The 12533-nt window shown below is 60.5% G+C and carries 12 protein-coding genes; 8 read left to right on the forward strand and 4 right to left on the reverse strand.

Annotated features, from left to right (window positions below; all coding sequences use genetic code 11):
- Nucleotides 1-32: 32 nt before the first annotated feature.
- Complete coding sequence (gene mgtE / locus G5380_RS05115; protein WP_216954257.1) at nucleotides 33-1412, reverse strand: magnesium transporter; 1380 nt, start codon at nucleotides 1410-1412, stop codon at nucleotides 33-35.
- 1240 nt (nucleotides 1413-2652) lie between these two features.
- Between mgtE and G5380_RS05120 the strand changes: the two genes are divergently transcribed.
- The 5 genes from G5380_RS05120 to G5380_RS05140 all read left to right on the forward strand — a co-directional run bounded on the left by G5380_RS05120 (nucleotide 2653) and on the right by G5380_RS05140 (nucleotide 9131).
- The gene (locus G5380_RS05120; RefSeq protein ID WP_421352463.1) at nucleotides 2653-4158 is read left to right on the forward strand and encodes a carbohydrate porin; all 1506 of its coding nucleotides are present in this window, start codon (nucleotides 2653-2655) and stop codon (nucleotides 4156-4158) included.
- Nucleotides 4159-4273: 115 nt separating this feature from the next.
- Nucleotides 4274-5230 (forward strand): aminoimidazole riboside kinase, encoded by a 957-nt coding sequence (locus G5380_RS05125; RefSeq protein ID WP_421294624.1) that lies wholly within the window; start codon nucleotides 4274-4276, stop codon nucleotides 5228-5230.
- 83 nt (nucleotides 5231-5313) lie between these two features.
- The gene (locus G5380_RS05130) at nucleotides 5314-6678 is read left to right on the forward strand and encodes a sucrose-specific PTS transporter subunit IIBC (protein WP_042657031.1); all 1365 of its coding nucleotides are present in this window, start codon (nucleotides 5314-5316) and stop codon (nucleotides 6676-6678) included.
- Nucleotides 6678-8093, forward strand: a complete 1416-nt coding sequence (locus G5380_RS05135; protein ID WP_421352464.1) for a glycoside hydrolase family 32 protein — start codon at nucleotides 6678-6680, stop codon at nucleotides 8091-8093. Before G5380_RS05130 ends, G5380_RS05135 begins: the two co-directional genes overlap by 1 nt.
- 27 nt (nucleotides 8094-8120) lie before the next feature.
- Nucleotides 8121-9131 carry a LacI family DNA-binding transcriptional regulator gene (locus G5380_RS05140; RefSeq protein WP_319920197.1) on the forward strand — a complete coding sequence of 337 codons (1011 nt, stop codon included), beginning with the start codon at nucleotides 8121-8123 and terminating at the stop codon, nucleotides 9129-9131.
- Between the two features lie 92 nt (nucleotides 9132-9223).
- Here the strand turns inward: G5380_RS05140 and G5380_RS05145 are convergent, their stop codons facing one another.
- The 3 genes from G5380_RS05145 to G5380_RS05155 form a co-directional block, all read right to left on the reverse strand.
- Complete coding sequence (locus tag G5380_RS05145; RefSeq protein WP_201990472.1) at nucleotides 9224-9952, reverse strand: MgtC/SapB family protein; 729 nt, start codon at nucleotides 9950-9952, stop codon at nucleotides 9224-9226.
- Between the two features lie 228 nt (nucleotides 9953-10180).
- On the reverse strand, nucleotides 10181-10585 hold the full coding sequence (locus tag G5380_RS05150) for a hypothetical protein (protein ID WP_201990470.1): 405 nt from the start codon (nucleotides 10583-10585) through the stop codon (nucleotides 10181-10183).
- 422 nt (nucleotides 10586-11007) lie between these two features.
- Nucleotides 11008-11193: a YgaP family membrane protein gene (locus G5380_RS05155; protein ID WP_201990468.1), complete on the reverse strand. Its 186-nt coding sequence runs from the start codon at nucleotides 11191-11193 to the stop codon at nucleotides 11008-11010.
- Between the two features lie 88 nt (nucleotides 11194-11281).
- Between G5380_RS05155 and G5380_RS05160 the strand changes: the two genes are divergently transcribed.
- Genes G5380_RS05160 through G5380_RS05170 form a run of 3 tightly spaced genes read left to right on the forward strand, consistent with a single transcriptional unit; the run spans nucleotide 11282 to nucleotide 12493 of the window.
- Complete coding sequence (locus G5380_RS05160) at nucleotides 11282-11596, forward strand: ArsR/SmtB family transcription factor (protein WP_005338008.1); 315 nt, start codon at nucleotides 11282-11284, stop codon at nucleotides 11594-11596.
- On the forward strand, nucleotides 11596-12009 hold the full coding sequence (locus G5380_RS05165; RefSeq protein WP_421352465.1) for a YeeE/YedE family protein: 414 nt from the start codon (nucleotides 11596-11598) through the stop codon (nucleotides 12007-12009). Before G5380_RS05160 ends, G5380_RS05165 begins: the two co-directional genes overlap by 1 nt.
- A 13-nt stretch (nucleotides 12010-12022) precedes the next feature.
- Nucleotides 12023-12493: a DUF6691 family protein gene (locus G5380_RS05170; RefSeq protein ID WP_421352466.1), complete on the forward strand. Its 471-nt coding sequence runs from the start codon at nucleotides 12023-12025 to the stop codon at nucleotides 12491-12493.
- The last annotated feature ends 40 nt before the right edge of the window (nucleotides 12494-12533 follow it).

The raw sequence follows: 12533 nt of genomic DNA on the forward strand, positions 1-12533 counted from the left end.
GTGGTTTGGCTGTCCCCATCTGCTGTGCGCTGTCAGGCAGCAGCCAGTGACCCACCGAGGAAGGCATAGGCGAAACCAAAATAGATCAGCACGCCCAACAGATCCATGATCGAGGTGAGCATGGGGGAGCTGAGGGTTGCCGGATCAGTCCCCATCTTCCGTGCGGCAAACGGCAGGACCAGACCAAGCAGGCTGCCAACCACAGTCACCGTCATGGCAGAGAGGCTGACAATCATGACGATGTCCCAGCCGATGCTCTTGCTCCAGAATGCCATCACCCCTTCCAGCAGGGCGACACCCAGCCCCAGAGCCATTGCGACGGGCAGATCGCGCCGCAGCACGAAAAAGAAGTCACGCATGCTCAGCTTGATCTGACCCATGCCCATTGCCCGGATCACCAAGGTGGCCGACTGGCTGCCCGAGTTGCCCCCCATGTCGATAATAGGGGCAATAAAGGCTGCGAGGATCAGTACTTCGCTGATGAGTTCTTCCTGAGCGGCGACCAGATTGCTGGTCAGTATGCCGAATACGGTCAAGACCGCCAGCCAGAAGAATCGGGCGCTGAACATGTTAAAGGTGCTGGATGCGCGAAGATCAAGTTCGGGACCTCCCAGCGCAGCCGTACCACCGAAGCGGGCAATCCGGTTGGCATCTTCCTCTTCGGCAACATCCATTGCATCATCCACGGTCACCATGCCGAGCAACTGCTGATCCTGATTCAATACGGGGAGGGCCAGCAGGTTGTAACGGGCGATCATCTCCGCGGCTTCGCCTTTGGGGGCATCGGCCTGAATACTCACCAGCTCGCGCTGCATAATGGCCGAGATGGGGGTTTTGCTGTCGGCGAGAAACAGTTCGCGCAGGGAGACAACCCCGATGAGGCGGCGCATTTCATCCACGACATACAGGGTATAAATACTCTCCCTGTCGGCAGCAGTGCTGCGCAGCCGTTGCAGCCCCTCTCCCACAGTGATGTCAGCCGTCAGGCTGGCACAATCCGAGCTCATGATGGAGCCGACGAGGTTTTCCGGGTAAGATGCCAGCCGTTGCGTATCCTCACGTTCTTCATCTGTCATCGCATCGAGCAGGGTCTGGCGCAAGGCTGCGGGCAGACGATTGTAGAGATCGGCTCTGTCATCGGGGGATAGGCGGGTACACAACTCCTCCAATTGGGGCTTGGCCATGGAACGTACCAGGCTGGCCTGAATATCGCTGGGCAGATGGCGGAAGATGCGTGCGGCACGCAATGCAGGAACCAGATTGAGAAAGGTATGAATATGTTTATCTGTCAGGCGGTTTATCGCTTGTGCCAGATCGACCTCATGAATATTCAGGCTGAGGCTCTGGATCCCCATACGATCCTTGTTTTGCAGCAGTACATACAGTTGTTGGTGAATATCTTGGTATTGCATTTATATATCCTTTAATACATCAGCCTGGAAAATAGAAAATAGAATTCCGACTGACATCACATCAGCAAAAATAGATAAGGAAATAACGCCCGAAAATTAATCCGGACTAGTCACCGATACCGGCTCCAGGGTCAGGGTCCATTACACACCTCCTGATTGATGTAAAAAATCGTCATATGCTTACCCGTCAATAGCCACGCATGGGGAATGAACAGGTGTTGCACTCGGCACAAGTAAATGAAGGTGGAGCGGATCGCGGGACGGTCGTCGCCCGGCTAGCGGCTGTTGCCATCTCCCATGCCACCTTGTCAAAAGCCTTGTCAAAAGCCTTGTCAAAAGCCTTGTCAAAAGCCTTGTCAAAAGCCTTGTGGCTACTGACCTGCAGCGATAGAGGTTCGCCATCGTTGACGCACGCCAGAGGCGGAAAAACATGGCGTGATGAGGTAACAGTGGTAATGACATGGTGATCCTGATATCAGGAGAAAACCCATGCAGGCATTATTTACGCATCCAGTCTGTAGCATTGGATGGCGTCAGTAACAGACATCGAGTGAATACAGGGAAGGAATTGCACTCAGGTGCAAATAAACCGCTCTCCGCATAGTGCGAGATAGCGGCAGAAAAATCTGCGGGGATCTCGCGACTCAGGTATTGGCTGACGAGCTCAACAACCTACTGTCATCTGATGAATTGCCCACTGATGGTCTCCGTTATTAATCAATGCTGCGATGCTACTGGAATGGTTCTTATTGGTAAATAATTAATCCACCGCCAGAAACATTTAGAAACATCTTTATTGATATTTTGGTAATTGAACGACAGGAATGTCGCGTATTCAGCCATATCGCATGCGTGATCGGTATTATTTACGCTGCTTTGTAGCCGAACCTGATGGTGTAATGCGTGTAACAATCTCCACCAACAGAATGACGCATAGGGTATGCCGATACCTGGCAGACCCATCGCCAGCACCCTGATCCGGTTGGTGGTGAGGTGCCTCCCTTCCTATTCACATTGTCAGGGTCGCTGCTCGCAGAATCGGGATCCGCCTTATTGAGTGGATCCTGATGAGGGATCCTCCTCACAACTCCCGCCAATTCCTGCTGTACAAATGTTATCCCGCTCACACTGTTGCTGAAACGGTTTAGTTGTCATATTGAGTTAGCTAAATTGGTTTAGCTATGCTCTGGCTGTCGATAACAACAGCGCCCGTCCGGGCCACAGATGACAGGTGAGGAAGATGATGATGTTCAAGAGCAAGTTGGCGCTGGCGGTAGCGCTGGGATTGGGGATGAGCAGCCCGCTGTGGGCGGCGCAGGCGAGTATTGCAGGTGAGAGTGTCGAGGCCAGATTGGCGGCGCTGGAGGCGCGGGTACAGGCAGCCGAAGCGAGAGCCGAGGCGGCAGAGAGCCGTGCCAGTCAGGCGGAAGTGAAGGCGAGCGCGGCGAGCGAGCAGGCTCAGGTGGCCGACAACCGCAGCCAGCAGGTGGATGAGAAGACCGCTGGTGCCCAGGGCTTCGAGTTTCACGGCTACGCCCGCTCGGGCCTGTTGGTCAACGGCAATGGCAACGGCGGGCGCGGCGGCCCCTACATCACGCCAGCCGGTTCGGTGGGCGGGGCCGTAGGTCGCCTTGGCAACGAAGATGACACCTACATGGAGGCTAACCTGCTGAAAACCCAGACCTTCGAGGATGGCAGCTGGGCCCGCTACAAGCTGATGCTGGCGGACGGGGTGGAGACCAGCAACGACTGGACCGCCAGCGATTCGAGCCTCAATACCCGTCAGGTGTTTGCCGAGATCGGCAATCTGGCGAGCTTCGACGGCCCCTTCAAGAATACGGTGCTGTGGGCGGGCAAGCGCTTTGATCGGGACAACTTTGACATCCACTGGCTCGATTCCGACGTGGTGTTCTTGGCCGGTACCGGCGGCGGCGTCTACGACGTGCAGCTGGCCGACAGCTGGAAGGCCAACTTCTCCCTCTATGGCCGCGATTACGGCGACATCAGCGCCAGCGGTTTTTCCGATATCGAGAGCTACATCCTCACTATGAACAACCGCGTCGGTAACTGGCAGTGGATGGTGAACGGCCTCTCGGCCAAGGACAATGACGCCCGCATCAATGACAAGGGGGCGGGCAGCGAGGCGGCGGACAAGGGGGCACACACCCTGCTGGCCTACCACGGCGAGAGCTTCTTTGGCATAAACCCCGGTTTTGCCAAGGCGGCGGTGCTGTATGGTCATGGGCTGGGGGCCGAGGTCAAGGGGCTGGGCTCTGACAGCGAGCTGCTGCCGGATGCCGATGCGGTGCGGATCGCCGTGTTTGGCGCCACCGATGTCAACTTGCGCTGGCGTTTTGCCCCGGCCCTGCTGGCCGAGCAGAGTCAGGATCGCTACGTGAAAGGGGACGAGTACCGCTGGCTCACCTTCAATACCCGGGTGGCGCAGGTGCTGAGCCAGAACGTCGAGCTGGTCTACGAGGCAGCCTGGCAATACATGGACCTCGATCCCAAGGGCTACAAGGGACGCCAGGCGGTGAACGGCAACTTCACCAAGCTCACCTTCGCCCCCACCTTCAAGGCGCAGACCGCCGGTTTCTTTGAACGTCCCGAGCTGAGGGTGTTCGCCAGCTGGATGGACTGGTCCTCCGAGCTCGACAACTACGCCAGCGACGATGCCATGGGCCAGAGCAACTTCACCGCCGGTGGCGAGTGGAACTTTGGCGTGCAGATGGAAACCTGGTTCTAGTTCGTTATCCCGATCACAAAAATGGCAGCCGGTACCGAGATCTGTTGGTTAGCTAAAACGGTTTAGCTGATAATGCCAGCCAACAGAACAGAGTTCGGGTTTGACCGTGGATCCGATGCAGCAGTGGAGTAGCAAGGTGACGAATCGTGTGTGGGTAATGGGGGATGCGGTGGTGGACTTGATCCCGGAAGGGGCGTTGCACTACCTCAAGTGTCCGGGTGGCGCTCCCGCCAATGTGGCGGTTGGCGTGGCACGGCTGGGTGGCGATGCGGCCTTTATCGGCCGGGTCGGTGCTGACCCGTTCGGCCGCTTTATGGCCGACACCCTGAGCGGGGAGGGGGTGGATATCGGTGCGCTGCGGCTCGATCCAGACCATCGCACCTCTACCGTGCTGGTGGCACTGGATGATGAGGGGGAGCGCAGCTTCACCTTTATGGTGCGCCCCAGTGCCGACCAGTTTCTCACCCCAAATGAGTTGCCCCGCTTCGACGCCGGTCAGTGGCTGCTCACCTGCTCCATCGCGCTCGCCAACGAGCCGGTGCGCACCAGCTGCCTGCAGGCCATGGCGGCTATCAAGGCGGCAGGCGGGCGGGTCTGTTTCGACCCCAACCTGCGCCCCGAGGTGTGGGGCAACCCCGCCGAGATGCTGCCGCTGGTGCGTCAGGCAATTGCACAGGCGGATGTGGTCAAGCTCTCCATTGAGGAGCTGCAACTGCTGAGTGGCGAGGATGAACTGGTCGCCGGGCTTGCAACTCTCTCTGGCCCGGCGCTGGTGCTGGTGACCCGGGGCGCGGCCGGGGTGGTGGCGCGTCTGGGTGGCGAGCTGTTGGAGTGGGTGGGGCAGAAAGTGACCCCGCTCGACACCACGGGGGCGGGGGATGCCTTCGTCGCCGGTCTGCTGGCGGCGCTGGCCGGGCGCTCGTCGCTGCCGACGCTGGCCGAGCTACCCGTCATCCTGGCTCAGGCCCACGGCTGTGGGGCGCTCGCTACCACCGCCAAGGGGGCGATGACGGCGCTGCCGACCCGCTCCGAACTGGATGCCTTTTTGCGATCAGACACAAGCGGCTGTTGATCTGCGGCTAGAAGCCCGGCTCGACAGCCCCTACTCTCATGTGACAAGGGCCCGCCAGCGTGGCGGGTCATAAGAGGAAGAATATGAATATCAGTGCGATAGCCAAGGATCTGGTGCCCCTGCTCGGGGGCAAGGAGAACATCGTCAGCGCTGCCCACTGCGCCACCCGGCTGCGGCTGGTGCTGGCCGATGACAGCAAGGTAAACAAGGCCGCCATCGACAAGCTGGAGGGGGTCAAGGGGTGCTTTAGCAACGCGGGCCAAATTCAGGTGATCTTCGGCACCGGTCTGGTCAACAAGGTCTATGCGGAGTTTGTGGCGCTGACCGGTACCGGCACCGCCAGCAAGGCGGAGCTGACCGACATGGCGGCGGCCAAGCTCAACGTGGCCCAGCGGTTGGCGCGAACCCTCTCCAACATCTTCGTGCCGATCATTCCGGCCATCGTCGCCTCGGGCCTGCTGATGGGGCTGCTCGGCATGGTGCGCACCTACGGTTGGGTCAATGCCGACAGCGCCCTGTTTGTGATGCTCGACATGTTCAGCTCGGCGGCCTTTATCATACTGCCGATCCTCATCGGCTTTACGGCGGCGCGGGAGTTTGGTGGCAATCCGTACCTCGGGGCGACCCTTGGCGGCATCCTCACCCACCCGGCGTTGACCAACGCCTGGGGCGTGGCCGGTGGCTTCAAGACCATGGATTTCTTCGGGCTCGATGTCGCCATGATCGGCTATCAGGGCACCGTCTTCCCGGTGCTCTTGGCGGTCTGGTTTATGTCCCATCTGGAGAAACAGCTGCGCAAGCGCATTCCGGACGCGCTGGATCTGATCCTCACGCCGTTTCTCACCGTCATCATCACCGGTTTCGTGGCGCTGCTCTTTATCGGCCCGGCGGGTCGGGTGCTGGGGGATGGCATCTCGTTCGGTCTGAGTGCCCTCTATGAGCAGGCGGGCTGGTTGGCGGGGCTGGTGTTTGGCGGCACTTACTCGCTTATCGTCATCACCGGCATCCATCACAGCTTCCACGCCATCGAGGCGGGGCTGCTGGCCAATCCGCAAATTGGCGTCAACTTCCTGCTGCCCATCTGGGCCATGGCCAACGTGGCACAGGGTGGGGCTTGCCTCGCGGTCTACTTCAAGACTCGTGATGTGAAGATCAAGGCCATTACCGTGCCGGCTGCCATGTCCTGCCTGCTGGGTATCACGGAAGCGGCCATCTTTGGCGTCAACCTGCGCTACATCAAACCCTTCCTCGCCGGTCTGTTTGGCGGGGCCTGCGGCGGCGCCTACGTGGTGGCGGCCAAGGTGGGGATGACGGCGGTAGGGCTGACCGGTATTCCCGGCATGGCCATCGTCCAGCCCATGAGCCTTATTCACTACATCATCGGGCTGGTGATCGCCTTTGGTGCCGCCTTCGCCGCATCCTACCTGCTCAAGTACAAGGTGGAGTGATGAAGGAAAGCGATCTTCTCAACCAGATTGTCCGGTCGCTGCTGGCCGGACAGCTCAAGGCGGCGGCCGATCCCCATCGGCCCCGCTGGCATCTGGCAGCCCCGGTGGGGCTGCTCAACGATCCCAACGGCTTTATCGAGCACGACGGGCGCTACCACCTTTTCTACCAGTGGAATCCGCTGGGCTGCGAGCACCGCAACAAGGGTTGGGGCCATGTCACCTCCACCGATCTGCTGCATTGGCACCACGAGCCGGTGGCGCTCTTGCCCACCGAAGCCTATGAGAGCCACGGCTGCTATTCGGGCTCGGCGGTGAGCGATGAGCAGGGGCGTTTGACCCTTATCTACACCGGCAATGTCAAATACCCGGATGGCAGCCGCACCGCCTATCAGTGTCTGGCCCGCGCCGACACTGAGGGGGGCTTCGAGAAGCTGGGGCCCGTTCTGGACCTGCCCGCAGGCTACAGCGGCCACGTGCGCGACCCCAAGGTGTGGCACGACGGCCTGCAGTGGCTGATGGTGCTGGGCGCGCGCACCCTGGATGACAAGGGGGAAGTGCTGCTCTATCGCGGCGACACCCTGCAAAGCTGGCAGCGGGTGGGCCCCATCGCCGGTAGCGGACATGGCGGTCTCGGTGAGTTTGGCTATATGTGGGAGTGCCCGGATCTCTTCCCGCTGGGGGAGAGTCATGTGCTGATCAGCTGCCCGCAGGGGATTGCCCCGGCAGGCGAGGATTATCGCAACCTCTACCAGTGCGGCTGGCTTTCTGGCAACTTCGACGGCGAGCGTTTCGAGCACGGGGCTTTCCACGAGCTGGACCGGGGCTTCGAGTTCTATGCGCCGCAAACTACCCTGGACACTCAGGGTCGCCGCCTCTTGTTTGGCTGGCTGGGGCTGCCGGAGGAGAACGAGATGAGCCAACCCACTATCCCCTATGGCTGGATCCATCAGATGAGCTGCCCGCGGGAGCTATTCTGGCAGGATGAGTGGCTCTGCCAGCGGCCTGTGGCGGAGCTTGCGGCATTGAAGGGAGAGTTGACCCGCTTCGAGGGGACGCTCGGCGAGTTTCCGGGGCTGGCCATCGACTCGGCCTGGCTCGATCTGGATCTCTGCGGTGAGGGGAGCCTCTGGTTCGGTGCCGTGGCCGAGCTGGTGTGGCAGCCGGGGCGCATCACCTTGCGGCGCCAGAACTGGCAGAGCGGGGCGTGGGAGACCCGCAGCAGCCCATGGGCTGGCGGGCGGATCACCATCCTGTGTGATCGCTCCAGTCTGGAGTGCTTCATCGATGAGGGTCGACACAGCCTGTCGGCGCGCTACTTCCCCGGGGAAAAGCCGCAACTATCATCAGGTAACGGCGATGATGGCTGCAAAATTTGCCTCAATCACTGGCCGCTGTCAGCGTGCCTAGTACAATAGCCCGGTTCTAGTCAGCCGGGAGGCCAGGTGGAGAAGAAGAAACGGATCACGATTGCCCAGATCGCCGAACTGGCGGGGGTGTCCAAGGCGACCGCCAGTCTGGTGCTCAACGGGAAGAGTGCGGAGTACCGGATTGCCGACGATACCCGCAAGCGTATTCAGGCGGTGGCGGAGGAGTGTCACTACCTGCCGAGCTTTCACGCCCGCTCCCTGCGCGAGACCCGCAGCTACACCTGGGGGCTGGTGATCCCCGATCTCACCAACTTCGGTTTTGCCCGCATCGCCCGTGCCCTCGAGACCCACTGCCGGGAGGCGGGCATCCAGTTGCTGATCGCCTGCTCCGAAGATGATCCCGCCCTCGAGCAGCGGGTGGTGGATAACCTGATCAGCCGTCAGGTGGATGGGCTGATTGTCGCCTCCAGTGGCCACAGCGATGACATCTATGCCCGTATCCACGATCGTCTGCCGGTAGTGCAGCTCGACCGCCATATCGGCGAGTCGCGCCTGCCCATGGTGATTTCGGATGCCTGCAAGGCCACCGCAGAACTGGTGCGGGACATGGCCAGCGAGTGCGGCGAGGAGATCTACTACTTCGGCGGCCTGCTGGATCTCTCCCCCAGCCGTCACCGGCTGGCGGGCTATGAGCTGGGGCTCCATCGCGCCGGTTTTGAAGCCGATGCCGCCCGGGTGCGCCATCGCGACTACCAGCCGAGCTCCGGTTATCAGCTGATGGCCGAGCTGGTGGCCGAGCTGGGGGGGCCCCCTAGGGGGCTCTTTACCGCCTCCTTTACCCTGCTGGAAGGGGTACTGCGCTACCTCAACGAAGCGGGGCTGATGGAGACGGGCATGCGGCTGTGTACCTTCGACGATCACGACCTGCTCGACTGCATTCCCATGCGCATCGACTCGGTGGCGCAGGATTGTCCGGCGCTGGCCCTCGCCGCTTTCGAGCTGATGCAGCAACTGATTGCGGGCAATCCCCCGGCGCAGACTGCCCAGGTGATCACCCCCAGGGTGCGCTGGCGCAGCCGCCGCTAGCCACTCTTCGCCCATCCCATATGAGAAAGCCCCGCCATTGCTGGCGGGGCTTTTTGCCGTTGGTGGATGGAGCCATGACTCTGATCGACAACTCAATCCGTGGTGCTGGCGCGCCAGAATATCTGCTTGATATGGGGATGAATGCCGAGTTTCACCATCAGGGCGTCGAGCTCGTCACCATCGATGGAGGTAGCCAGCAGCACCGCCGAGATCTCCAGATCCCTCTCGCCAAACGGCTCGATGTCGAGTTCGCTCATGGGATAGTTGGCCTGCTCCAGCATCTCCTCGAGCCAGTGCAGCACCTCCTTCTGATGCTCGCGCGGGGTCAGGGCTGTCACCTTGTAGGTAACTTCTGTGTCCAGATTGTCTACCGGGCGACGGTTGATCTGGTTGACCAGCGGTCTCAGCAGGGTGTTGGCGGCCAGCACGAACAGGGCGCCCAGAATGGCCTCCATGGCGAGCCCGGCGCCACAGGCGGCGCCGACCGCAGCTACACCCCACAGGGTGGCGGCGGTGTTGATGCCACGGATATTGCCCGACTCGCGCATGATGACGCCGGCGCCGAGAAAGCCGATGCCGGAGACAATATAGGCCACCACATGGACCACGTTGTAGTTGCCGCCGTGCAGGTCATAGATTCGCTGGGCCAGGCTGACGAACAGGGCGGCTCCCACGGCGACCAGCACGTTGGTGCGCAGGCCCGCGGTACGTTGGCGGTACTGGCGCTCCAGCCCGACCAGACTGCCGAGCACAAAGGCGAGCAGCAGGCTAGCCAGAGTGTCGAGCAGTGAGAGCATGTCTAGTTGTTGCCACATCTTCATGGCGTACTCCTTCTTATGAAAGCTGGCTTGGCACAATCCATGATGAAACGCCGGGTGGCGGATGGATCAGAGGGGGATTGAGCGGATGGCCAGCAGAAAAACGCAGCGTCCCGGGTTTAGCTTCCGGGGCGCGAGCATCATCAGATGCCCTGACGCTCGGAGAGGACGCAACAAGTGGGGCCAGCGTGGCTGGCCCCCTGAACGGTCGTTAGTGCAGCAGGATGCGCGTCAGTTGAGTTCGGGAGCCGTGTCGATGCGCGGACGCAGCTCCCAGCGCACCGGATGCGCTACTCCGACCTGATGAACAAACTGCACCAGATAGCGGCGCTGGGGTGGAGTGCAGTGCACATTGAGCACCAGCTCTCGCCCGCCGCTGCGACCCGGTTTCATCGATTGCATCGGTTGCAGTCCGGCCGGTTGCAGGGTGTGGCTCACCATATCCAGCACTTGCTCCATATCGGCGCGATCCTCGCAACGGATCTGCAGCCTATAGTGGTGCTGGCGCGGTTTGCCGCCCAGCCAGCGTGGCAATATGCCGCGCCCCAGCTTGCTCAGCAGGGGGTGAGCCCGGGGTGCAACAGAACCTGTTGCGACCACGCGATCCGCAGCCGGTTTGATTGAGATAAAACGCATAGCAGCCTCCTTGTGGGAAGCAGAAACTATGCAGGCAAGGTGTCATGGCAAAGCCAGATCACCTGACGTCAAGTGTGAAAAAAGAGAAGAGGGGAGTGGATTTCCGCTTCTCGCAGGGTTGCGAGCATGCGGCAGAGAAAGACCTGCGGCTAGCTCGCGACCTTGGTACCGACGATGAGGGTCGGTCTACAACTGTCACTTGATGAGTTGCCCACTGATGGTCTCCGCTGTGTTAAGAACGGCAAAATGGTACTCATCCAGAGCGGTGAGGTAAAGCCTTATCGACCTTCCAGCAACATTTAGATACAAGTTTGTCAATAATGGGGCCGACTGGCTACCTCCATAAGCATCAGGGAGCGACGATAGCCATCGCCGCGCGATGACGCCCCGCTAGCAGGACCGCCCCTGTCTTGCGCGACCTGTTACTTCAGCCCCAGGCGCTTGAGGAGCATGGCGGCCGGGCAGAAACCGGTGAATGCGCTCTGGATCAGGTTGACCCCGACAAAGGCACTCAACCAGACAAAGCCCGGATGAACCCAGGTGGTAAGGATCAGCGAGAGCAGCAACATGCAACCCGCGACGATTCTGACTCCGTTATCTACTGTCATGGTCTTTCTCCTTTTCTACTTTAGATATTGCTAATTTAGTGTTGTTTTATACAATAGAACAAATATCAGCAATTGCTAATTTACTCTTATGAGCCAATTCGACGAGATGAACAGACATGCGACAGCCGCCGCCTCCCTGCTCAAGGCGTTGGCTCATCCCGAACGCCTGATGGTGCTCTGCCAGCTGGTGGAGGGGGAGAAGGGGGTCGGGGAGCTGCTGGCCCATAGCCAACTCGGGCAGTCGGCCTTCTCCCAGCAACTTTCGGTATTGAAGCGCTACGGCCTGATCCGTTCGCGCAAGGTCTCCCAGCAGATCTACTACTCGCTGGTGAGCGAGGCGGCCGCCGATGTGTTGGGCGCGCTGCAAACCCATTTTTGTCACTCAGAAAATAAGGAATCTTGATGATGGAAAGCCAATGGCTGCTCTCTTTGGGCGGTGGCATGCTGGCGGGGCTGTCGGCCCTGATCCTGATGTTGTTCAACGGCCGGGTGGCCGGGATCAGCGGTATTCTGGCCGGTGCGCTGCAACACCGTGCGCCGTGGCGGGTGCTGTTTCTGCTGGGGCTCGGGGCGGGTGCCTGGTTGGCGCTGACCCTGGGCTGGGCCACCATGCCTGCATTCACCACGCTGCCCGGCTGGCCCGTTGTGCTACTGGCCGGTCTGCTGGTCGGGGTCGGTACCCGTCTTGGCAATGGCTGCACCAGCGGCCACGGCATCTGTGGCATGGGGCGGCTCTCCCTGCGCTCCATCGTCGCCACCCTGACCTTTATGGCGGCAGGCTTTATCACCGTCTTCGCCACTCATCATCTGCTGTAAGGGGCTGATCGCCATGAAGTTGCTGACAAGTTTGTTTGCGGGTGTGTTGTTCGGACTGGGGATGGCCATCTCCGGCATGGTGGATCCCGCTCGGGTCACCGGTTTTCTCGATCTGGCCGGGGCCTGGGATCCCAGCCTTGCCTTCGTGATGGGGGGCGCCCTGCTGGTCTTTATGCCGGGTTATTTTCTGCTGGTGAAACCCCGCCGCCAGAGTGTGCTGGGTGAGCCCATCGTCGCCGTACCAGCTCCTCGGCTCGAGCGCAGGCTGATCGGCGGGGCTGCGCTGTTTGGCATCGGCTGGGGATTGGTGGGTATCTGCCCGGGGCCTGCTATGAGTCTCATTTCCAGCGGGCAGCCCATGATAATGTTGTTTATAGCGGCCATGGTGGCCGGGATCTTGCTGTTTGACAAAGGACTGGCCAGGGTGCTGACCAAGGCGCCAGCTCGGGGAGTGGATAAGGTGCGCCAGTCCCATACCGCCTGATCCCGTGAAGTGACAGATTACGCCAGGGAAGGAGAATAAT

This window comes from Aeromonas sp. 604443 (assembly GCF_049170315.1).
Lineage (GTDB): Bacteria > Pseudomonadota > Gammaproteobacteria > Enterobacterales > Aeromonadaceae > Aeromonas > Aeromonas veronii_A.